The organism is Pseudomonas sp. AC463 (genome assembly GCF_979253585.1).
Genome location: NZ_CEEDDZ010000004.1, coordinates 111,664 through 134,290 on the forward strand (window position 1 = coordinate 111,664; position 22,627 = coordinate 134,290).

The following is a 22,627-nucleotide window of genomic DNA, read 5'->3' on the forward strand; positions in this document are numbered from 1 at the left end:
CCCGATGATCATCGCGCTCTGTTGCCCCGCTGGTGTTCAAGGTTCACCGCTGAGCGCACGCCTCAGCCGAATAGATAATGGTTTGCGCGCAGTCTTCAGCGACGGCCCGGCGAGTGAAGTAGGTATCGCCTTCGTCGGTCAGAATCTCGTAATCGACTTTACGGGTGGCGCTGGCGTGCTTGATGATCTTCAGCACGCGCTGGAATTTCACGCTTTGCGTGCCGTTCTGATTGGGCCCGGTGAGCACACTGACGCTTTGGAACCAACCGGCGTGTTGCTTGTTGCCGACCAAGGCGCTGGTCATCGCCTCGAAGCGCTCCAACCGGGTGAAGCCCCAGAGTGTCTGCTCCTCCACCGTTGCGCCGGGTGTTGCTGCGCCGGTGAATACAAACAGATTGATCGCCGGGCTGTCTTCGCAAAAGAAGTCATACGGGACCAGGCCGTCGACCATTTTCCTGCCGGGCACGAAGCCCTTTTTATGCACCTGAAACATCGCCACCTCCACTCAATCAATGGCGATAAGTCTAATGAGGGGCGACGTACAGGGCGGTCAAGCCAATGTAATGTCGTGTAAAGATCGCGCGCTGTGCAGGTTGACCTCCACGGTCAGCCCGGCGTCCGGCGTATTGCGCGCCATGATGCTGCCGCCGTGGATTTTCACGGCTCGCGCGGCGATGGCCAGGCCCAGTCCAAAGCCTACGCCGGCATCGCCCACGCCGCGTTCGAACGGTTGGAAGATGCTCTGCAGGCGGTCTGTGGCAACGCCCGGCCCCTGGTCGGTGATCTGTACGCGCAGGCGATTGGCGTCGGCGTTGATCCACGCCGTCACCTGCACGGTGCTACCCGCCGGGGTGTAGCGCACGGCGTTGCGGATCACGTTTTCGAAGCAACGGTAGAGCAACTCACCGCTGACACACGCGATAAACGGCGGGCACGCCAGCAATTGGACACGGCAGCCTTTGATCCCCGCTTCGAACTGCGCATCCTCGACAATCATCGCCAGCAACTCGATGATATCCACCGGCTCGCGTTCGATGCTGTCGGGCCGGCCTTGCAGGCGCGCCAGGGTCAGCAGCGCTTCGATAAGGGTGTCCATGCGCACGGATTCACGCTCGATGCGTTCGAGCATTTCCAGGCGCGTGGCATCCTGGCGCAACAGGCCGATGGCCGCCTGCAGGCGGGTCAGCGGTGAGCGCAGTTCGTGGGAGATGTCGTGCAGCAGCTGTTGCTGGGCTTGCACCAGCACCTTGAGCTGGTTGGCCATGCGGTCACAGTCTTCGGCCAGGTCGACGATTTCATCGCGGCGCTTGCCCATGGCGGGTTTGACCCGGGTTTCGAAGCGCCCCTGCGCCGCGTCGCTCATGGCCCGGCGCAGGTACGCCAAGGGCCACGCCAGGTAGTAGGCCATGTAGCCGCTGAACAGCGCGCTCATCAGCGTGCCGATGATCAGCGGGGTCTGCGGCCACGGGCGCCCCTGGTCATCCGGCGCATGGGTGGAGCGGATCGACAGCTCAAGGCCCTCCTTGCTGATGACCTTGCGCTCATAGGCTGGCTGCGCCACGGGCAAACCCGCGCGTAATTGGCCCGCGCTGTCGTAGATGCCGATGGCCTCATCCGCCGGGCGCTCCCAAACCGTAAGAAGCTGGCCGGCCGCCTCGATGCCGAATTGCTGCAGCAGCTGCTCCTCAGCCGCCAGGATGGTTTGCACATGCGGGTCGTTCGGACGGAAACGGCCCAGTTCAAGCACGCCCACCCCCACCAGAAACGTCAGGGTGGTGGCCAGCCAGAAGGCCAGGAACAGTTTCCAGAACAGCAGGCTGGGCTTGGTCATTCGGCAATCAACAGGTAGCCGAGGCCGCGCACGCTCTGGATCCAGGCCTTGGCATCCGGGCGCGGCCCGAGCTTTTGCCGGATGCTGCTGATGTGCACGTCGATACGTCGGTCGTAGCGGGTCAGCGGGCAGCCCAGCGCGTTGAGCGACAACTCCTTTTTACTCACCACCTGGCCGGCGCTGCGGGCCAGCTCTTCGAGCAGGCTGAATTCGGTGCTGGTCACGCCCAGCTCGACGCCTTTCCACAAGGCCTGACGCTTGCAGGGCCACAACACCAGCGAGCCGGTCTTGATCACTTCCGAGGTTGGCTGGCCCACCGGTTGCACCCGCCGCATGATCGCGCGCAAGCGGGCGACCAATTCGCCCGGGGAGCTGGGCTTGGGCACATAGTCATCGGCGCCGAGTTCCAGGCCGGTGATGCGGTCAATGTTGTCGCCGCGGGCGGTCAGCAGCACCACCGGCACCTGGCTGACCGCGCGAATGCGCCGCAGCACCTCGATACCCGAACGCTGAGGCAGCATCACGTCGAGCACCACGATGCTGTAGCGCCCCGACAGCGCCTGCACCTCGCCCTCCTCGCCGGTGTGCACGGCCGTGGCGTCAAAGCCTTCACTCGCCAAGTATTGGCTCAGCATTCCAGTCAATTCCTGGTCGTCGTCGACTAACAGTACGCGGATCATTTCGGGCTCGTCGGTGGGGGGTTGCGCATTATCGGCCTTGCAGTGGCATTGCAGGCCAACCTTTACCTAACTTGACATTCGGTTAACCGCACCAAACGCCGCGCGCTCTTATGCTGGACGTTCACCAGTCCGGCCGCGCCGGCGCTGCTTGTCGATGTGTTCTGGAAAAGATCTTGATGAATTTTTCGCGCCTGCTCTGCTCGGTTGCGCTGCTGCTCAATGCCTCGATGGCACTCGCCCAAGGCTTCAAAATCTCGGATATTCGAATCAACGGCTTGCAGCGGGTCTCCGCCGGCAGCGTGTTCGGCGCGTTGCCGTTGAACGTGGGCGACGAAGCGGACGACCGGCGCCTGGTGGAGTCGACCCGCACGCTGTTCAAGACCGGCTTCTTCCAGGACATCCACCTGAGCCGCGAAGGCGACGTGCTGATTATCAATGTAGTCGAGCGCCCTTCGGTTGCCAGTATCGAATTCGAAGGCAACAAAGCAATCGCCACCGATGATCTGATGAAGGGCATGAAGCAGTCCGGGCTGGCCGAGGGCGAGATTTTCCAGCGCGCGACCCTGGAAGGTATACGCAACGAATTGCAGCGCCAGTACGTGGCCCAGGGCCGTTACTCGGCATCGGTGGATGCCCAGGTGGTGCCCCAGCCGCGCAACCGGGTGGGGGTGAAGGTCAAGATCGATGAGGGCGAAGTGGCGTCGATCCAGCACATCAATGTTGTGGGCAATACGGTGTTCGCCGATGAGGCGCTGATCGACCAGTTCACCCTCAAGACCAGCAATTGGCTGTCGTTTTTCAAGAACGACGATAAGTATGCACGGGAAAAACTGTCCGGCGACCTGGAGCGGTTGCGCTCCTATTACCTGGACCGCGGCTATATCAATATGGATATAGCCTCGACCCAAGTGTCCATGACCCCGGACAAGAAACACGTGTACATCACCGTGAATATCCAGGAGGGCCAGAAATACACGGTGCGCGCGGTGAAACTCAGTGGCGAGCTCAAAGTCCCGCAGGACGAGGTGCAGGCATTACTGCTGGTGCAAAAGGGCCAGGTGTTTTCGCGCAAGCTGATGACCACCACCTCGGAACTGATCACCCGCAGGCTGGGCAACGAAGGTTATACCTTCGCCAACGTCAACGGCGTACCCCAGGCCCACGACGACGACCACACGGTGGATGTCACCTTCAACGTCGACCCGGGCAAGCGTGCCTACGTCAATCGCATCAATTTCCGTGGCAACACCAAGACTGATGACAAGGTACTGCGCCGCGAGATGCGTCAGATGGAAGGCGGCTGGGCGTCGACCTACCTGATCGACCAATCCAAGGTACGCCTTGATCGCTTGGGCTATTTCAAGGAGGTCAACGTCGAGACGCCCGCAGTGGCCGGGGTGGATGACCAGTTGGATGTGAACTACGCCGTGGAAGAGCAAGCCTCCGGGTCGATTACCGCCAGCGTCGGGTTTGCCCAGAGCGCGGGGCTGATCCTCGGGGGTTCGATTACCCAGAACAACTTTCTCGGCACCGGCAACTACGCCAGCCTGGGGCTGACCCGATCTTCCTACCAGAGCAAGTACAACATCGGTTTCACCGATCCCTATTTCACCCCGGACGGCGTGAGCCTGGGCTACAACGCCTTCTACAGCAAGACCGACTACAACAAGTACTACGATGACGGGGTGTCGTACTACGCCATCAACAGCTTTGGCCTTGGTGCCACGCTCGGCTACCCGATCAATGAAACCTCACGCCTGAGTTTCGGCCTGACGGCGCAACACGACAGCATCGAACCCGGCACCTACAGCGCCGACGAGATCTACGATTTTGTCGAGCGCGAAGGCAAGGAATTCACCAACTACAAGGCTAACCTCGGCTGGTCGGAATCGACCTTGAACAAAGGCGTATTGGCGACTCGCGGGCATTCGCAGAACCTTAACCTGATGGTAACGGTGCCCGGCAGCGACCTGAGTTTCTACAAAATCGATTACACCGGGCAAACCTACCTTCCCGTCACCAACAACACGACGCTGCGCTTTCATACCAAGCTCGGCTACGGCAGCGGTTATGGCTCGACCGACGGGTTGCCGTTCTACGAAACCTACACGGCAGGCGGCGAAGGCACGGTGCGCGGCTTTGAAAGCGGCACCCTTGGCCCACGCAACACCCCGGCCACCGGCACCTACTCGAGTGCCGGCCAGGCGTATTACTCGGATCGGGACACGGAGGCCCTGGGCGGCAATATCCTGATCACCGGTGGCGCGGAGTACCTGTTCCCCGTGCCGTTCATCAAGGACAACAAGTCAGTGCGCACCTCGGTGTTCTGGGACGTGGGGACGGTCTACTCGGACAAATGCTACCTCAGCACCACCCAAGGTTGCGGCAGCGTGGACTTGAGCCAAATGGCCAGTTCCGTGGGTGTGGGCGTGACGTGGTACAGCCCGCTGGGACCGCTTAGCGTGAATTTGGCTTACCCGATTCGCACACCTGAGAACGCGGATAAGCAGGTGTTTCAGTTCTCCTTTGGGCAGACGTTCTAGTTACGTAGCTATGTATCATTTTTTTCACATAGCAACTTTGCAACAAAAATCAGGTCGGCTGAAGTACGTCATTCACTTTAACTGCACGGTTGAATCTGATGAAACCTATGCTTCGACCCCCTGTTGAGCCGGTGCACGACCTGCACACGCAGCGTTTTGAATCCTGCCGGAATATCGAAACGGGCGCCGTATTCATCATTGCGTCCGGTGCATCAGCCAAGTCGTTTCCCCTTGCACAATTTGCCCACGTGCCGATGATTACGATGAACGGCGCGATCTCGATGTTTTTGAACAGCGACGTCAAACCGTATTTCTACGCCTGTACAGACAAGAGCTTTTCGCAGCAGCAACCGGATTTATTCAAACACGCGATGGCACTCAGCCAGAGCGTCGCCCTGTGGGAAGACCACGCGCGGTCAACGGCCATCGCCCCCGCCGGAGCGCTATACACCTTGACCAAGGCGAAAAAGCCGTCCTGGATCGACACTGCACTGGGAAGGCACAGCGCGCTGGTTACCAACCACTCTTTGCTGAGCTTTGGGGACAGGCCGATTGGCTTCAGTAAAGATATGAGCGAAGGTTTTTTTGATGCGCGGACGGTAGCGTATCTGGCGGTGCAACTGGCGTTCCACGTTGGCTTCAACCAGGTTTTTCTGGTGGGGGTTGATCTGGACGAGAATGCTGGAAGGTTTTATGAAACGCCTGGCTCCAACCACTCCCCCTGCGGGCTCGACCAGCACTTTCAGACGCGCATATTGCCTTCGTTCAGGCTGATGGCCGAGAAAGTCGTGGGGGATGATTTCAAGGTTTACAACTTGTCCGATGCTTCGCGGCTGCCGGAGGATGTAGTGCCGCATATAACGCTTGCGCAGGTTGAGGCGATGCTGGGGTAGGCCTGGGCCCACCGCAAAAGTCACAGGCATGAAAAAGCCCAATCTTTGCAGATTGGGCTTGGACATTGAAAAATATGGTCGGGACGGAGTGATTCGAACACTCGACCCCTAGCACCCCATCTCCTTTTTCATACTTCTGGAAAGACTCCGAAATTTCACTCTGGATTTTTATAAGCTAGTATTTACTTGAGCTCCAGCGGTGTTCTGCTCTACGAGAGTCCAGTAACGTCCATCAAGAGCCGACGTTTTTGTGGGGGTAAAAGTGGGGGAGTCCATTTTCATGGCCAAAATCACGATCAAAGAACTCGAGTCGCTGACCGCCAATGATGCCGGCCGGATCCTCCGGGAGGATGGCAATCTCGCGGGTCGAATTTCCCTGCGTAAGGACGGTGTGTCGGTCAGCTTTTTCTATCGCTATCGGTGGGGCGACCAGAACAAAGAATACGCCTGCGGAACCTGGCCGCGCAAATCCCTGACGGACATCCGTAAAGCACGCAACCAGGCACGTGCGCTCATCGATGAGCAGATCAGTCCCAACGAGCACAAGAAAACCGCCAAGGTGCAGGCATACGCCGCCGCTAATGTAGAGGCCGAACATGCAATAACGACAAAGGTGCAAACGCTGACCGTCCAGGATCTGGCCAGCGCCTGGCTGTTGGATGGCGTCGCGCGCAAAGACGGCAATGCCGAGTTGCAGCGCCGTTTTAACAAAGACCTATTCCCGGCACTTGGCAGGACCGCGGTTAACAATGTTTCCGAACACGATGTTCGGGCACTGATCCGAACTGTGGTCCACCGCGGCGCTCACCGTCAAGCCATCAGCTTCTTCGCCGACCTCACCCAGATGTTCAGCTGGGCTAGAAAGCGCCAACCTTGGCGGGCGTTACTGGTTGAGGGTGATCCGACTGAACTGGTCGACATCTCCCCCCTGATCCCTGCCGACTACGAAGCGGAACGAAGCCGGATCCTTTCTCCGGCTGAGCTGTTGGAACTGCACACCCGCTTCCAGCAAATGACTGCCGATTACGACGCCCTCCCCGCGGGCCAAAAATACGACGGCATTCGACCGCTAAAGAAGGAAACACAGCTTGCGCTCTGGATCAGCCTGGGCACGCTGTGCCGGATTGGCGAGTTGCTGCAGGCCGAATGGAAAAATGTCGATCTAGACCAGCAGACCTGGTTCCTCCCCAGCGAAAATGTCAAAGGCACCCGTGGCAAAAAACAAGACCACCATGTCTTCCTCTCCCCCTTCGCCCTGCATTTCTTTCAGGAACTCAAAATCCTGACGGGAGACTCGCAATGGTGCTTTCCGAACAAGCTGGATGATGGGCATGTGGACGTGAAAGTGGTGAGCAAACAGGTCGGCGATCGCCAGGCCCGATTCAAAAACCGCAAAGCCCTCTCCAGACGGTGCCATGACGATACCCTGGTCCTTGCCGACGGCCAAAACGGCGACTGGACGCCGCATGACCTGCGCCGTACAGGGGCGACTATGATGCAAGCCTTAGGCGTTAGCCTGGACGTCATTGATCGCTGCCAAAATCATGTACTGGCCGGCTCTCGGGTGAGACGCCACTACTTGCATCACGACTATGCCGACGAGAAGAAAAACGCCTGGAACCTGCTGGGCGATCGACTCAGTGCGGTGCTGTCCTCGACCTACGAGCACACGCCAAAGGAGTCGAAGTTGTCTTTTCCAGCGTACGCAGCGAAAGAGACACGAACATCCTCATAGGGCCGTTTTACCCTGCGTCACCGGAATTCAACGTCCCCGTGCTGTGATCCATAATTCGCGATGAGCAAAGGTGGCAGATTTCATGTACACATTCGTGAGCTTCACCGCCGCGGAACCGTTCAAAAAAATGTGGCAAACACCCATGGTCAAACTAGCGCACGACATTGGCGTTTCCGACGTCGCCGTCGCCAAAGCTTGTCGCAAAGCCGGCATCCCTCTGCCTGGGCGTGGCCACTGGGCCAAACCGGAGAAGCAGCGACAACGCAAACCCAAACCTCCCCAGGTCGATGGCAAGGTCCTATTCCAGGTGCTCGACCGTGACAACTAGCTCGCCACGACTGGCACTGATTTGAACTCACCTAAAGTCCGGCGGAAGATTGGAACCCCCGATCAATTAACCGAGCCTCACGTGCTAGTGAGTCAATGGCTAAAGAGCGCAAAAACGTCGAGGGTCAAGGACGGCTACCTCGATTACGCAGGCAAGAGTGTGTTGAATGTGATGGTTTCCTAGACGTTTGCTTCAATCACTCGGAGCCAGCCATTAACCTGCTGTAGATAGGCTTTTTGCTCGTCTGTGTCGAAGTCGGCTAGGATTCTTTTTTTTACAGGTTCAAACTCAGCGGGGATGATTTCGCATGCATCTTTCATCGCGTGCTGAAGCTGCAACATTTGCAGAACATATTCGCGCAGACGTTGGATTGAATCTGGTTTGAGCGTCGTTTTCCCTTGCCGAAAGCTGGTAACGTTTTCTCGCAAAACCCGCATAACAGGTTGTAGCTGCGACCTGATTTCACGAAGACCTGCAAACCGGGAGTCGGCATGAAATTCTTCAAAAAGAGTGCGGTTTGTTACTTCTTCAATTGCCATTAAATTTTTCCTAAGTTGAGGTCCGCTCCCAGCGTAGCGAACTTATTGCTTTGAATTGGCTGATACCAACTGACCCACGCTCGTTCCTAGCTTTTGATCCAGGCCTTGTCAGTAACGCCTCTACCGAAGGCCGGGCTGCTTCATAAATCTGAAAGGCATTGTAATCGGCATCGAGCAGCACCAGGAGAACCGTATCAAAAGACTGCTTTAGATCAATTGATCCCACTCGGCCGCCTCGCATTCGAGAATCGGAAAAATACCTACCCTTGATTTGGATCTTGAGAGTCAACCCGTTCCTCTTTTCCGTCGCGTCATAGCCCGCTTGCCTAGCTACCTCCAATTTAAGATTGAGGATTCGAGCGGCCTCATACTCCGCAACCTCACCCGTGACGCCAAGCGGCTTGCCTGTGAGGTGATAGAACCGCCGAGCAAGGACTTTCGCGTCGCTCAGGATCTGGTAAACCTCATCGGTTGCTTGCATGCTAAACCTTTCCTATTCAGCGATACGGTTAAGCTGCTTGAACTCAGCCCAATCAATACCAAGCGCGTCAGCGACTTTACGATGCTGATCCAAGCGCCATTCATTAGCTTGCTCAGGCGACTCGGCGACAAGGAGAATCACGAACTCATCGACTTCGAGTCCGCGGCTGCGAGCAGCTTCTGCGAATACCAAAATGCGCTGTTGTTCGCAGTATTCATCAACCGTTATCCCGCACGCCTCAATAACGGCTGGATTGACCGACTCGATGTGATTGAGCGCGTGAGGGTTTTCAGCGAAAAACCTATCACGGGCAGCCTGATACCGGTTTTCGATACGCATCGATCTTTTTCCTACCTATTCGGGTTTGATACCGACTCCTCACACCTCGAACAGCGCTGATTTCCTAAAACAGAATGCCGCAAGTTATAAAGGGGAGACTCATTATCAGAGCTGTTCAGGAGCTATGGTTGCAGACCGGATCATAACTGCGCCAGGCACTGCTCCTGTTAGTTTCACCTGCGCGGTGTTTGAAGCTGCGGGGTTGTCTCCAGAAATCATTTTACAGTTCAGATCAATGTTGGCAGCTGAACATGAATGAACGTTTCACCCCGAAGCCGAAATTCATAGGCGCGCCGCTGAATGACTGGCCCATCGATTTCCCTCTCTTTACGGTCTGAGGAATGCGCCCTAAGCATCCGGGTAGGTGACTTCGCCAGACGCTTACGTTAATACCGCCCCACCGGGAGTTAGAAGCATCTATTACTCGACAGCCTGGCCCGGTTTCACTCTGACGCCACTCCAGTGCAACGCATTGTTTGAGAGATGGATCATTGCCCGTCCCCCAGCCTCCTATGCTTACGGCCATATCAGCGCCGAACTCGGGATGAGACGCTGTGTAGGTGCATAGGTAAACTGCGTATGCACCTTCTTGGTCATTAACGAACCCGCGAAAGGTTCTAGTTTCGTGACCACATCCGTCGCAATGTCCGATGACTTTCTCATCGCCCAGTTCTATCTCTAAAGCATTATCCATATCCATAAGTATCCTTTCTTCTGAATCATCTTGAACGTACACGGCCCGCCGAAACTGAACGGGAATTTACCTTGCGCACATCAGGCACGCATCCACTGATGCGGCAGCAGTTGGTCAATCTCACTTGCACGCTGCGCCGGCAATGATGGAAGCTGATCTCTAGATGACGAAACTGAATTCTATTGCTCAATACATATTGAGCCGATTTTCGTTTATGTCTTCTATGGCTTTGGACAGAAGCTCCTCGGCCATCATTGCTTCTTCGTGACTACCGGGCAGGCAGTTGAAGTCGTGAGCCGGATCGTATATTGAGCCTTGGATTTCCGCCGAGTCCTTGAAAATCCAAACTCGCATCTGACCTTCATCAACGGTGAATTTGCACACATGCAGCTGAAAACTTAATCCTCTTGCATAGTGAGTTTTCGCACAAATGTGTCTCACCTCAAAGCCATCCTCGAACGCTTGTATCTCTAGTGTTACCGAATTCACGTGACCACCATAAAGATTTTAACATTGCCGTCTTTGATCGTTTCGATCAGTGTAAGCGCCTGCCAAAGTCACCTTGCGTGACTCAGGCAGATAAGGCCGGGGTTCGGAAGGTGTGTTTGCCGGCCCCTTACTATCGGCCTTCCAAGTTTTAGCGCTTGAAGTATCGCCTGCATGGCAAGGAAAACCGCTTCTCCATCGGAGCTTATCCCGACATTGGTCTGAGGGAAGCGCGCAACATTGCGCACGGTGCACGCCGCTCCGTGGCTAAGCCCAAAGCCCCGAGCTGCGCTGGGCTTTGCTGAGGGCAGCAGGTGGGTTTAACGCAACGTAGCGCTCAGCAAGATTGAAGGGTTGAAGATCGGATATGTCGTCACCAACAACCCAATGATCGAAAGGCCAGCCGATGTAGGCAGGTTTCTTCTACGTATTGAGGAGAGGCGAGAACGGGTCCATTGTCCAGCTTCTCACCAGGCATTGGAGCAGTTCAGCTGTTAACGGACACACCGAGAGATGTGTCCGTTGTTGATTACATCATTTTGAGAGTCTGGATGGGCCTACTTCAGTCGCTCGAACATCAAGCCCATATGCCTTAAAGGAGGCTTCGATGACCCCTTCCTCTTTCAACTTGGCAATATTTTCATTCAGAGCGGCGCCAAACTCAGTTTGGTTGATAGGGTAAAGGAAGACAATTTGCGGAGGCTCCATTGAAGAGTGAACGCGTGGATCTGGCTCGGCAGGATTTATCTTAACATTGACATAACCGCCTTTGCGCTGGGTGTACAACCCTGCGTTCAAATCACTGATCCCGGCGTCCAAACGGCCCGAGGCGAGGTCTTGCGCCATGGCCACAGGCGTGGGGTAAAGTTTTAAAGAGTCACCGTATAAGGTGTGGAGGTCGCTGACCGCACTGTACCCTTGGATGATGCCGACAGTTTTGCCAACCAACTGCGAAAACTGGGTATAGCCTGCCTTTGAGAGAATCGCCATCTGATCAAGGTACATCGGATCAGAGACACCCAGGAATTTGGCACGTGCAGCTGTCCCGTACCAGTTTCCTGCGGACAAATCGGCCTTGCCCGAAAGTACATATTGAATCTCTGCAGCCGCATCAACCTCCTTCGCATCGATTTTAAGGCATTCCATCGCAGCAATTCGATTTAAAATATCACCTTCCACGCCTGCAAAAGATCCATTCTCCCCTGGAATGTCATAAGGTGGAAACATATAGGTGGAAACGGTAAGGACGCCGGGTACTATTGTCTTGATTTGGTGTACAGGCTTGCACTCTCCGTGTGCAGAACCTACAAGACCAATCACACCGACCCACGCCGCCGCCTGTTTCCAAAATGATTTCTTTAATCGCAGTTTTTCAAACTTTATCATGATAAGTGCATATCCCAGTTATAATTACCATTAAGGTTTGGTTCTTGGCCCTGAGGGACAAGACACACTCATCCCAGCAGGAGTTTAATACCGCTCCCACTTCACTATCCATTTTAACTCTATTCACTGTGCTGAGTTCACGCAGAGCGTCGCGGCACGCCTTGATGCCGAGAGCCTTTCCTACACTTCATGGCGACTGAGCCTTTTTTCAAGTTTCGACACCACAAGTGTCGCCGGTATACAAATACTCGCATACAGTGCAGCCGCCAGTAAAAAAACCGACATGTATTGAAAAGTCAAAGAGCCCACTTGATTAGCTCGTGTCACCAGTTCGGGCAGCGCAACGGTGAAGCACAACGAAGTTGACAACAGCGTCAACAGCACGAATCCAAGCAGAGGGGGTATTGACACTCGCAAGCCTTGAGGCAATATGATTAACCGCAACGTATCGACGTGCGACAAACCTATTGCCTGCGCGGCATCCTGCTGTCCAGAAGAAACAGACAATAAACCCGATCGGATAATCTCGCTGGTGTAGGCAGCTGTACACCACGACATTGCTAACACAGAGGACACAAAAGAAGACAGTGTGAGGTTCACTGAGGGAAGGCCAAAATAGAAGAACTGTAATAAAAGCAGTAATGGCGCCCCCCTCCCCAGTTCAACCAACACAATCGTCAACCATCGGATTGATCTTAGATTCGCCCCAACACCCAGGGCAAAGGTTAACCCCAGCGGAATGCCAACGAGCGTGCACGCGACCGTTACTTCTACGCTGATCACTAATCCTGATAGCAAGGGTCGAACCCATTCGAGCCAGAAAACAAGGATATTCATCTGGCAATGCTCCTACGCAAATGCCTGTCCAGGCTGCGAGTCGTATAGGCTATGCCTATGCTGATCAAGAAGTACATGAGGCCAAATGCAGCGTAGACCTCAATCCCCTTGAAAGTGGCTTGGGTAATACGATGAGCGGACAATGCCATTTCATGAACACCGATGGTCGATGCCACGGCGGTGTCTTTTAGTAATCCAATCGCATAGGTTGCAAGTGAAGGAATTGATATGCGAAAAATTTGAGGAATCAAAACGTCAACGTACATCTGTAGCGCCGGCATGCCTAAAGCTCTCGCCGCCTCATACTGCCCGGAAGGAATAGCGCCGATAGCACCGCGATAAATTTCTGCGAGGTTCGCCGCCGCAATCAATCCGAGACCTATGCTCGCGGACGCAAAGGGGCTGATAGGTATCAGGTCACTCCCAACCCCAAAGAAAATGAAGAATAACCACACGATTGGGGGAACAGATCGAACGATAAGAATGATCGTAAGTGCAGTATGGCTAACGAAAGTATGGCCTGAACAGCGCGCCCAACAAAGAGGGACAGCAAAGACTGCTCCTATGGCGAACGATGTGACCGTCAAGGCGAGTGTCAAAGGCAATGCGCCGAGTATCTCGTACAGGAGCATGGTCAAAAGATCTACCATCATCGATCCCTCACTGCAGATAAGAATTGCTGAACCCGTTCAGTCTTGGGGTTTCTCATTATCTCTTTACTTTCCCCTTCTTCAAGTATGACGCCTTCCGCCATGACAATGACGCGATCTGACACACTTTCGGCGAATCTCATTTCGTGAGTAACAACGATCATCGTCATGCCCTCATTCGCCAGCTCACGCATCACCGCAAGAACTTCGAGCCCTACTTCCGGGTCGAGCGCAGACGTGGGCTCATCAAAGAGCATGATCTTCGGATCGAGTGCAAGTGCCCGTGAAATCGCGATTCTCTGTTGTTGACCGCCGGAACACCGTGCTGGGTATTGGTCAGCTTTGGCGGCGAGTCCGACCCGGGTCAACAAAGCGAGCGATCGTTCATTGGCCTCTTCCACCGTCCGACCCAACACTCGCCTTTGCGCTAAGCTTATATTTTCCATTACGGTGAGGTGGGGAAAAAGGTTGAAGGACTGGAAAACCATTCCTAGATGGCTTCGGAAAAATTTCAAATCCGCTTTTCTAACCCGCTCACCTGCGGTGATCTTTACACCACCGACAGTAACGGCCCCCGTGGTCGGCGGCTCCAATTGGTTGATGCAACGAAGTAGTGTGCTCTTACCGGAACCACTCGGCCCAATGATCGCAACGACCTCACCCAGTTGCACTTCTAGATTGACCTCATGCAATACTCTATGTACCCCGAACTCCTTACCCACACGTTCAAGTGTTAGCAACGGGCTAGCGTCTATGGGCATATCGTGCTCAGCTGCCATTACGGGCACCGACAAGTCCGTCATTGCCATTTCCTCCTCGCTTTTACGTTCTCTGCGGAGTTCCGCAACTCTTTAAAAGGCGTTGGCAGCGAACGAATTTTTGTTATTAGGTGCCGCTTCTTGAGGAGCAGCTATTCCACCTAAGGACGCATCGGATTTGTCTAACTCTCCGGCCTGCCTATTGTGTCAATCCGATGAAGACTGCCGGTGCTAAAGAAGAACGTCGAGTCATTTTTTTTTGCATCGCCATGAATATATTTGAACCCGCAAATCGGGTAATACCTCCTACGAGCGATGGCCACTTCCAGTCGATACTGTCCCGACCTGTACTCAAGCCTCTAGCGTGAAGAAGGGACCATCAGTTTATGAGCTATGGAGCGCGGCTTCCAATTGCGGAAGTGCTTCGAACAGATCAGCTACCAGGCCGTAATCGGCCACCTGAAAGATTGGCGCCTCCTCATCTTTGTTGATCGCGATGATCACTTTAGAGTCTTTCATCCCTGCCAAGTGCTGGATCGCACCGGAGATACCGACGGCGATGTACAGTTGAGGCGCGACGATTTTTCCGGTCTGCCCAACCTGCATATCATTGGGAACAAAACCTGCGTCTACTGCGGCGCGAGAAGCCCCCACTGCCGCACCCAGCTTATCAGCCAAAGAGTAGAGGTATTTAAAGTTTTCACCATTCTGCATGCCTCGGCCACCGGCAACCACGACACGGGCAGCGGTCAATTCCGGGCGATCGTGTTTCACCAGGTCTTCGCCCACGAACCTGGAAGTGCCGGCGTAGTGAGCGGCAGGAATCTGTTCAACGGGGGCTGCGCCCCCAACAGCGCCCACCGGGTCGAACCCTGTAGCACGCACGGTGATCACTTTCACTGAAGCACTCGACTGCACGGTAGCAATAGCGTTCCCGGCGTATACTGGGCGCTTGAAGGTATCAGCGCTTTCAACCGAGATAACTTCAGAGACTTGATCAACATTTAGGTGCGCCGCCACCCTCGGCAGAATATTTTTGCCACTGGAGCTGGCGGGAGCCAAAACATGAGTGTAAATCGTGCATCGCTCGAGCACTAGACTGACGATGAGAGGTGCAATATTTTCAGGTAATTGATGGGTGTAAGCGGCATTATCGGCCAGTAATACTTTGTCCACGCCGTGGATCTGTGCGGCAGATTCAGCCACCGAGTCGACACACGCACCAGCCACCAATACGTGAATCTCACCACCGATTTTGACGCCGGCTGCGACGGTATTTAGCATGGCCGGGGCCAGTACCTTGTTGCCATACGGGTCGGTTAAATAGTCAGCAATCACCAGAATGGTCATTCAGATCACCTTCGCTTCGTTCTTTAGTTTCTCGACCAACTCGGCCACCGTCCGGACCTTGATACCGGCAATACGGGACGCAGGCGCTTCCACTTTCAAGGTCTTGTAGGCAGGCGTGAGAGCTACACCTAAAGCGTGCGCAGTCACGACTTCAAGCGGCTTCTTCTTCGCTTTCATGATATTTGGTAGAGACGCGTATCGCGGCTCGTTTAATCGCAGGTCGGTGGTAATAATGGACGGCAGTTTTAAAGAAACAGTCTGCGCGCCGCCCTACTTCGCGCGTCAAGGCAACGTTGTCGCCACTGACTTCGACCTTCGAGGCGAAGGTGCCCTGACCGTAGCCGCTCAATGCAGCAAGCATCTGGCCAGTCTGGTTGTTGTCACTGTCAATGGCTTGTTTGCCGAGGAACACCAACGATGGCTGCTCCCTGTCGACCACCGACTTGAGCAACTTGGCAACCGCCAGGGAAGTGAGGTCTTCGGCAGCTTCGACAAGGATTGCACGGTCGGCACCCAAAGCCAGAGCGGTGCGCAGCTGTTCTTGAGCGGTGGCCGGGCCGGCGGAGACGACGACTATCTCAGTCGCAACACCTTTCTCTTTCAGGCGTACGGCTTCTTCCAATGCGATTTCGCAAAAAGGGTTAATCGACATCTTGACGTTAGCAAGGTCTACGCCGGAGTTGTCCGCTTTGACGCGAACCTTGACGTTATAGTCGACCACTCGTTTGACAGCTACCAAAACTTTCATCGTTGGCCTCGTGGGGCGGAAGGTAGGAGATCAGGACTAAAACGCCTGAACTATCGCGGATGTCGATATGTGTTCTAGAACGATGTTTAAGTGACGCTCCAGCGCCGGCTAAAAGCTACCGCTCACAACGTTGAATACGTGTTTGAGTCGTTGCCCTGAAGTTGTTCCTCCACAAGGAGGTATACCTCCGAAAACCGTGCAATTCCTGGCTCATCTGATTCAACAACAACACAATGCAGTGCGCTTACATTCGTGGGGCGCTTAAGCGGGAAAGTAAAATGAGCAACTATATTATTCATTTGCCAACAGGGTCCGAAAGCCCAACACACTCATTCACTTCCTCGATACTCGGTACTCGGTACTCGGTACTCGGTACTCGGTAAATTATTCTTTGATCAACTGAACGCAAATATCAGCTAACGTGTCTCCCACAGACTGCGGGCTCAGAGGGGAACCCGCCACGTAAAACCACGATAAAGCGGGCTCTGTCCTTCCAATGTTTCCCACTGCTACGAGAGCTTGCCTGTTTACCTGAAAGACGGAGAAACTATCAGCGGTTCCATAGCGTTTATTTTTTCGGAAAGAGCAAGGGGAGCTACCACTATTCCGTCGTCAATAATCAGCTGATCATCGACCCACAAGGTTTGCTGACTGAGCACCACATCCGGGTGATTTTCACCGCCCCCCGGCTCCCACCAAGGAATTCCCAAGCCCAAAGCATTTTGCCCGTGGGCTCGCATACTTTCGATAAAAGATCGGTCATTCGTTCTTGCGGCTGGGTGAATGCCATGGGTGTAGTGAATAATCATCCCCAGCTCGCCCTTGCTAGCGCGACGCATGGACCTCTTCAGTGCGCTCAACGAAGATCCACCCCCTGAAACGGAGATAATGTGGCCCTTATCAACGGTTAACTTGACAGGCTGCGGCAGGCTTTCAAAGTAATCATGAAAACCAGACCTTACAATTACGGTTCCGCTCGCAGTATCGATCTTCACCGGAATGGTACACGCCCCTGGTACAAGATAAAATCCTGGCTTGTCTGCGTAACGGGGTTTGACGAACGTCGATTTCGGACCTAACGTGAACGTGAAATCGGAACCGTCTGGCGTGGTAATGCGACATGATTTACCCTCCGATTGACCAAAGAACTCATCAAATAGATCCTGCGCTTCAAAATACGCATCGAAATCTACCAGTCCGAACATGCGTGAAAATGACTCTAACCTAAGGTCGCCCATCAAGAAATACCGAACCTTGTCGGCACTCATTGCTTCATCCCATGCCGTTGAACCTGCAAGATACGGAAAGGTCATATCAATCCAGAGGTCCGCCGCTTTCATAGCGCTTGCAACTAAAATCGATATATAGTTATCGGCAAGCTGGCCCTGGAAGGGCAGGCGCGGGATAATCAGGGTTGTCGCACGCGCGCCACGCCGGTTGATGACGCCTGCCAGCAGCTCGACCAATCTCATGTCCGTTCCACTGTCAGCCGTCAGAAGCACCTCCTCCCCCTTTTGTAGACAGAGGTGGTCCAGTGCGACATCAGAAGCTTGAAACATCAAACTAAGGTTATCCATGTAAGCATCTCATACGGTATTGATTAAAAGTATATAATAAGACTAAATAGGTAAAAACGACAGGGCAACGCATCATATTTTGTGTTGTTATTAATTATAATAATCCCTTATGACTTGAACAGTTTTTACACGCGAATTATCAGACGCTGGGTGATCAGCATGTTCCGCCACCCTCCATTTCAAGCCATTTATCAACCTATCTTCGGAGATAGCGACCTATTTACCAAAGTGTCGAGCAGTCGTAGGTCGACATCGACCACTTGATAGCCTGGACCGCTGACGATCGGGGTCTCAGAGTAAATATGCGCTATTGCAAGACGTCGTCCGAAGCACGTCAAGAATACCGGAAAGCGAAAATGATGAACTCAATTTGATGCGCTGGACCATACCGAAAATACGATGGAGCTCAGACCAACCCGGTGTTTTGTCAGGTCGTGATTGTCGGGAGATCTTCCTACTCCCGCCGCTAAAACATTATTTAGCAGATTCACTTACCCGTGGAGTGCTGCTGAAACAAAGGTCATTCCCGCAGCTTCTTGGTAGCTGTATCGTGGCCGAATTTTAAGTTAGGCAAGACGTGATGTGAAATTAAAATGCTGGGCATCACACCACACGGCGACGCCCAGAACATGTCAACTTAAAAAGTATTTAACTCATGGTGAGGCCACCGCTAACACTGAGAATTTGACCGGTTATATAACTGGCATCGTCCGATACTAGAAAAGAAACTGCAGCGGCCTGTTCTTCAGGTTCAGCCCAACGCCGGAACGGAATCATTTTTACACGCCGCGCAACAACTTCGGGATCAGCATCTTGTTCTAGAGGCGTATTGGTAGGTCCCGGGGCCGTGCAGTTCACATTGATGTTGTAACGGGCGAGTTCACGAGCAATACTTTTACTCCACGCGGCCAATGCTCCTTTTGTTCCCGCGTACACGGCTTCATAACCTGAACCAACACGTGCCGCGTCAGAAGTTACGCAAACGATTTTTCCGGATTTTCGTACGATCATGCCAGGAACAACCGAATGTGTTACATAAAGTGCAGACATGAAATTGACGTCTACCAATTGTTTCCAATAGGTACTATCCTCCTCCACCCAGCGACCCTCTTTTGTCCAGCCAACCATGTTGACTAGCGCATCAACTGGAGCGACCTCCCTCTCGGCCTGCGCAATCGTAGCTCGAGTTTCGCGTTCATTAGTTAGATCGACTTTGAACGCTTTGCCGTCGATGCTATTGTTTTCGATTAACGCACTCACAGGGCCGATATCACGGTCTAACGCGATCACACGAAAACCATCAGCGGCGAGACGTAACACGGTGGCTAGCCCCATCCCACCACTGGCACCCGTAATTAAAACCGTTTTTTTGTCACGCATAGTTAAACCTCGTCGATTACTGAATATGTTAATTAACACTAACAACTAAGCGACCACGCACATTGCCAGACAAAAGTTTGTCAGCGAGCGCAGGAAGCTCAGCCATCTTGACGACTTGTGTTACTTCCGCCATCTTGTCTTGCGGTAGTATTTTAGCAATGCGCTTCCACGCTTCAACTCGGGCTTCTGCGGGTTGCATTACACTGTCAATGCCAAGAACATTAACACCACGGAGCAGAAATGGGATAATCGATAGTTGTACATTAGGGCTCGCTGCAAGCCCACAACAGGCCACCGAACCGCCATATTTAATTTGTGCCAGCACTCTAGAAAGTTGATCCCCTGCCACGCTATCAACTGCACCGGCCCACGTCTCGCGTTCGAGTGGCTTATTGTTGAATTCCAATTCTGACCGATTCAATACCTGGCGAGCACCTAAATCTCGGAGGTAACCTGTCAAGTGTTCCCTTCCCGTAACCGCTGTAACGTCGTACCCCAGTGCAGACAGTAAAAGCACCGCGACCGATCCAACACCGCCGCCTGAGCCGGTGACAAGCACAGGACCTTGTTTAGGTGTCAACCCCTGACGCTCGAGTGCGTTTATGCACAACATTGCAGTGAGTCCTGCGGTACCCACTGCCATAGCGGTACGGAGATCCAAGCCGCTCGGCAGCGGTGTTAGCCATTCGCCAGGGACTCTCGCCTGTCGCGCGTAACCCCCGAAACGGTTTTCACCAACCCGCCAGCCCGTCAGAAGAACTTCTTCTCCGACCTTTCGATTGGGGTTTGTCGTTTCTATAACACGGCCAGCGAGATCAATTCCCGGCACATGGGGGTAGTGCTTAACCAATCCCCCAATCCCCTTCAAGACCATCGCGTCTTTGTAGTTCATACTGGACCAGTCGACCTCAACGATCGTATCGCCCTCAGGGAGGCTGTCCCTGGTTATAGATCCTATTTCTGCAGAGGCCACCTGCTCGTGTTTATTGACTAGCAATGCATTGATACGTGAATCAGGCATGTAAAATCCTCATAAACAGTTTTGTCATTATCAGAAAATCGGCTATTGAGAGAAGCTTCTCAGGGGATAACGTTACATAACTCAACTGAATTATAAATTGATATAATTTTCTCAACTATTACTTCAGCTAATCTACCGCGTTAGACGCCCAATTCAGACCCATTACTCACGAACCTATCAGACAAGCATGCATGACCTCAAACTTCTTGATTGCTACAGTCGGCGGGCAGCGAACGAATAGTGTCGATTCCAACTGTCGTGATTAGAAATACTTATCCATTCTGAATATCGCGCATACATTGGTCAGCGTAGCAAATGCTTTTGATTTTGGTGAAGAATGCCCCCACGCCAGCGCCCTCTCTCACCGCTCACCTATTTGCGATGTTATCCTGTCAACATTCAGGGGAACAGTTGACACTCCGGCATACCGACCTCTGCACAATTGAAGATGTAATACGCGCGGCGTACCTAGGGTGGCCTTGTCCCGCAAGTTCAATCGAAGCCCAAGCCCCCCCCCAAATACGGGTAATATAAGCGACTCCTATAGAGTGGCAAAGCGCGCTTCTCCCCAGCCCAACCATGCGCCAGGTTACGTATCGAGTTTACCAACAAAAGATTTAGAGATAATGTCCGCGACGTCTGAGTCACTGTAACCAAGACTCCTCAACACCTCAGCCGTATGCTGACTAAGGCGCGGTGGCTCTTTATAGCTGGATGCAGGAGATTTAGAGTAGTGCGTCGTATGTGCCATCGTGACCGTACTCCCCTCGGAGGGGTGCTGTTTTTTGATAAAAAAACCGCCGTCTCGAAGATAAGGGTCGTCAACTACATCCTCAAGTTTATTCATGGGGCCAGCAGGGATCTGCGCGGCTTCTAAGTCAACCAGCCACTCAGCAGTGGTTCGCTCCACTAATTTCGCAGCGACCCATGAATATAACTCTTCAAGCCGAGGTACCCTGTCATAGGCTTTAGCATACCTGGGGTCGCCCACTAATTCGGGACACCCTAGCAGCGTAAACATACGGGACCAATGCTGGTCAGTGCTTGCCATTACAGCAATGTGACCATCTTTTGTTTCATAAGGTCTGCGCAGGGGCGTCAGTGCCCTTGGATAACCTAATCCTTTTTCTGGCTCATCCAACACCCCATGCCAGAGGTGGTCTATCAAATTAAATGACACCATAGTGTCATACATGGGGACATGAATTTCTTGGGCTTGACCGGTTCGCTCACGATGGAAAAGAGCTGTAGATACAGCAATGGCAAGCGCATACCCGCAGACCTTGTCGGCGATCATTGTAGGGATGTACTCGAACTTTCCATTTCGACGCCGAAACAAATCTGCGATCCCACTCATGCCTTGGATCACGTCGTCATAGGCCGGCACCTCTCGACGATCGCTATCTTTACGAAACCCACTGGCCCACGCATACACAAGCCGCGGGTAACGATGCTTTATCGAGTTGTAATCAAGCCCTAGGCGCTCCATGGCGCCGGGACGCATATTGTGAATAAAAACGTCCGCATTGTCTAAAAGCTTGAACAGCGCCTCCTTGGACTTTCCGTCTTTTAGATCCAGAACAATACTTCTTTTATTCCGGTTCATATTCATAAAAAAAGCGCCCATACCTTCATGACGCCTTGGGCCTACGGAACGCATGAAATCCCCATCTGGAGACTCGACTTTGATAATATCCGCGCCCATATCGCCCATCATCTGGGTTGCAATAGGACCCAGAATGTTTACGCTCAAATCGACGACACGAATACCCTCCATGGGACCTGGCATACTTTCATCCTGTTTATTCAGATGTGCAGATTCAGCCGCAGGTGTCGACATCACAACTCTCCTGTCGTCCTGGCACTGATCATTCGCGTTGCCTGGTATGCCATGACAACCTCCCCGTTCTGATTAACCACGCTATTGATAGACTTAACAATGCCCACATGAGGCTTGCTCTTGCTTCTGCGCGATTCAATGATCTCTGTTTCAACGTGTATAGTGTCACCAATGTAGGTTGGCGCCTTAACGGAAAGCTCTAACCCCAGGAAAGCCTGACCCGTCATTTGGCTTGAATAGACCGCCAGCATTCCTTCTGCGAAGCTAAAGGTAAGAGCGCCCGGCGCAAAACGCTTACTGATTTCTGACTCGGTTTTGAGAAACTCGGTATTAACGAACAATAGCTCCGTCATTCCCGTCGTATTGACAAAATTCACCAAGTCAGCCTCTGTGACCGTACGGCCGAACGTTTTAAACTTTTCGCCCTTCGGCAAGTCCTCTAAGTAAAGCCCGACGCCTAATATTTTCATAAACTTACCCATCATTTAGATTCATCGCTGACCGTCATTCGATCACGGCCATGTCAATCAA

Annotated in this window: 21 protein-coding genes and 3 pseudogenes; 6 read left to right on the forward strand and 18 right to left on the reverse strand. The window is 53.5% G+C overall.

The window, feature by feature from the left end:
- Positions 1-43 precede the first annotated feature (43 nt).
- From AC0IYH_RS06195 to AC0IYH_RS06205, 3 genes are read right to left on the reverse strand one after another with little or no spacing between them, the layout of a single operon-like run.
- A complete protein-coding gene (locus AC0IYH_RS06195; protein ID WP_122773282.1) occupies positions 44-493 on the reverse strand; it encodes a hypothetical protein in 450 nt (149 codons plus the stop codon).
- 57 nt (positions 494-550) lie between these two features.
- Complete coding sequence (locus AC0IYH_RS06200; protein ID WP_122773283.1) at positions 551-1,831, reverse strand: ATP-binding protein; 1,281 nt, start codon at positions 1,829-1,831, stop codon at positions 551-553.
- Positions 1,828-2,511 carry a response regulator transcription factor gene (locus AC0IYH_RS06205; RefSeq protein WP_122773284.1) on the reverse strand — a complete coding sequence of 228 codons (684 nt, stop codon included), beginning with the start codon at positions 2,509-2,511 and terminating at the stop codon, positions 1,828-1,830. Before AC0IYH_RS06205 ends, AC0IYH_RS06200 begins: the two co-directional genes overlap by 4 nt.
- Positions 2,512-2,687: 176 nt before the next feature.
- Between AC0IYH_RS06205 and bamA the strand changes: the two genes are divergently transcribed.
- The 4 genes from bamA to AC0IYH_RS06225 all read left to right on the forward strand — a co-directional run bounded on the left by bamA (position 2,688) and on the right by AC0IYH_RS06225 (position 8,010).
- Entirely contained in the window at positions 2,688-5,054 is a 2,367-nt protein-coding gene (gene bamA / locus AC0IYH_RS06210) for an outer membrane protein assembly factor BamA (protein ID WP_122773285.1), read from the forward strand.
- 98 nt (positions 5,055-5,152) lie between these two features.
- On the forward strand, positions 5,153-5,947 hold the full coding sequence (locus AC0IYH_RS06215) for a lipopolysaccharide biosynthesis protein (protein WP_163821411.1): 795 nt from the start codon (positions 5,153-5,155) through the stop codon (positions 5,945-5,947).
- Positions 5,948-6,227: 280 nt separating this feature from the next.
- Positions 6,228-7,682, forward strand: a complete 1,455-nt coding sequence (locus AC0IYH_RS06220) for a tyrosine-type recombinase/integrase (protein ID WP_471833335.1) — start codon at positions 6,228-6,230, stop codon at positions 7,680-7,682.
- Positions 7,683-7,764: 82 nt separating this feature from the next.
- Positions 7,765-8,010, forward strand: coding sequence for a hypothetical protein (locus tag AC0IYH_RS06225; RefSeq protein ID WP_471833336.1), 246 nt, complete (start codon positions 7,765-7,767; stop codon positions 8,008-8,010).
- A 179-nt stretch (positions 8,011-8,189) separates the two neighbouring features.
- Here the strand turns inward: AC0IYH_RS06225 and AC0IYH_RS06230 are convergent, their stop codons facing one another.
- From AC0IYH_RS06230 to AC0IYH_RS06240, 3 genes are read right to left on the reverse strand one after another with little or no spacing between them, the layout of a single operon-like run.
- Complete coding sequence (locus AC0IYH_RS06230) at positions 8,190-8,549, reverse strand: hypothetical protein (protein WP_471833337.1); 360 nt, start codon at positions 8,547-8,549, stop codon at positions 8,190-8,192.
- A 10-nt stretch (positions 8,550-8,559) separates the two neighbouring features.
- Positions 8,560-9,030: a hypothetical protein gene (locus tag AC0IYH_RS06235; protein ID WP_124314862.1), complete on the reverse strand. Its 471-nt coding sequence runs from the start codon at positions 9,028-9,030 to the stop codon at positions 8,560-8,562.
- A 12-nt stretch (positions 9,031-9,042) separates the two neighbouring features.
- The gene (locus AC0IYH_RS06240) at positions 9,043-9,369 is read right to left on the reverse strand and encodes a DUF6388 family protein (protein WP_471833339.1); all 327 of its coding nucleotides are present in this window, start codon (positions 9,367-9,369) and stop codon (positions 9,043-9,045) included.
- A 19-nt stretch (positions 9,370-9,388) separates the two neighbouring features.
- On the opposite strand from AC0IYH_RS06240, the pseudogene AC0IYH_RS06245 reads away from it, so the two are divergent.
- A pseudogene (locus tag AC0IYH_RS06245) lies at positions 9,389-9,628 on the forward strand (glutamine amidotransferase); the annotation flags it as partial.
- A gap of 621 nt (positions 9,629-10,249) precedes the next feature.
- On the opposite strand, the gene AC0IYH_RS06250 reads toward AC0IYH_RS06245, so the two are convergent.
- Positions 10,250-10,552, reverse strand: a complete 303-nt coding sequence (locus tag AC0IYH_RS06250) for a hypothetical protein (RefSeq protein WP_323624599.1) — start codon at positions 10,550-10,552, stop codon at positions 10,250-10,252.
- A 152-nt stretch (positions 10,553-10,704) separates the two neighbouring features.
- On the opposite strand from AC0IYH_RS06250, the pseudogene AC0IYH_RS06255 reads away from it, so the two are divergent.
- A pseudogene (locus AC0IYH_RS06255) lies at positions 10,705-10,987 on the forward strand (Arm DNA-binding domain-containing protein); the annotation flags it as partial.
- A 96-nt stretch (positions 10,988-11,083) separates the two neighbouring features.
- On the opposite strand, the gene AC0IYH_RS06260 reads toward AC0IYH_RS06255, so the two are convergent.
- From AC0IYH_RS06260 to AC0IYH_RS06310, 11 genes and pseudogenes are all read right to left on the reverse strand, one after another.
- The gene (locus AC0IYH_RS06260) at positions 11,084-11,935 is read right to left on the reverse strand and encodes a substrate-binding periplasmic protein (protein ID WP_471833341.1); all 852 of its coding nucleotides are present in this window, start codon (positions 11,933-11,935) and stop codon (positions 11,084-11,086) included.
- Between the two features lie 180 nt (positions 11,936-12,115).
- Positions 12,116-12,772 carry an amino acid ABC transporter permease gene (locus AC0IYH_RS06265; protein ID WP_471833343.1) on the reverse strand — a complete coding sequence of 219 codons (657 nt, stop codon included), beginning with the start codon at positions 12,770-12,772 and terminating at the stop codon, positions 12,116-12,118.
- Positions 12,769-13,425 carry an amino acid ABC transporter permease gene (locus AC0IYH_RS06270; protein WP_471833344.1) on the reverse strand — a complete coding sequence of 219 codons (657 nt, stop codon included), beginning with the start codon at positions 13,423-13,425 and terminating at the stop codon, positions 12,769-12,771. Before AC0IYH_RS06270 ends, AC0IYH_RS06265 begins: the two co-directional genes overlap by 4 nt.
- Positions 13,422-14,162, reverse strand: coding sequence for an amino acid ABC transporter ATP-binding protein (locus tag AC0IYH_RS06275; RefSeq protein WP_471833618.1), 741 nt, complete (start codon positions 14,160-14,162; stop codon positions 13,422-13,424). The genes AC0IYH_RS06270 and AC0IYH_RS06275 overlap by 4 nt, the downstream gene beginning before the upstream one ends.
- A gap of 402 nt (positions 14,163-14,564) precedes the next feature.
- Positions 14,565-15,530 carry an electron transfer flavoprotein subunit alpha/FixB family protein gene (locus tag AC0IYH_RS06280; RefSeq protein ID WP_471833346.1) on the reverse strand — a complete coding sequence of 322 codons (966 nt, stop codon included), beginning with the start codon at positions 15,528-15,530 and terminating at the stop codon, positions 14,565-14,567.
- A pseudogene (locus AC0IYH_RS06285) lies at positions 15,531-16,278 on the reverse strand (electron transfer flavoprotein subunit beta/FixA family protein).
- 527 nt (positions 16,279-16,805) lie between these two features.
- Positions 16,806-17,855 carry a 2,5-dihydroxypyridine 5,6-dioxygenase NicX family protein gene (locus tag AC0IYH_RS06290; protein WP_471833347.1) on the reverse strand — a complete coding sequence of 350 codons (1,050 nt, stop codon included), beginning with the start codon at positions 17,853-17,855 and terminating at the stop codon, positions 16,806-16,808.
- Between the two features lie 648 nt (positions 17,856-18,503).
- The gene (locus AC0IYH_RS06295) at positions 18,504-19,235 is read right to left on the reverse strand and encodes an SDR family NAD(P)-dependent oxidoreductase (RefSeq protein WP_471833348.1); all 732 of its coding nucleotides are present in this window, start codon (positions 19,233-19,235) and stop codon (positions 18,504-18,506) included.
- Between the two features lie 28 nt (positions 19,236-19,263).
- A complete protein-coding gene (locus AC0IYH_RS06300) occupies positions 19,264-20,256 on the reverse strand; it encodes an MDR family oxidoreductase (RefSeq protein ID WP_471833349.1) in 993 nt (330 codons plus the stop codon).
- Positions 20,257-20,845: 589 nt separating this feature from the next.
- Complete coding sequence (locus tag AC0IYH_RS06305; protein ID WP_471833350.1) at positions 20,846-22,096, reverse strand: CaiB/BaiF CoA transferase family protein; 1,251 nt, start codon at positions 22,094-22,096, stop codon at positions 20,846-20,848.
- Complete coding sequence (locus AC0IYH_RS06310) at positions 22,096-22,581, reverse strand: MaoC family dehydratase (protein WP_471833351.1); 486 nt, start codon at positions 22,579-22,581, stop codon at positions 22,096-22,098. The genes AC0IYH_RS06305 and AC0IYH_RS06310 overlap by 1 nt, the downstream gene beginning before the upstream one ends.
- Positions 22,582-22,627 lie beyond the last annotated feature (46 nt).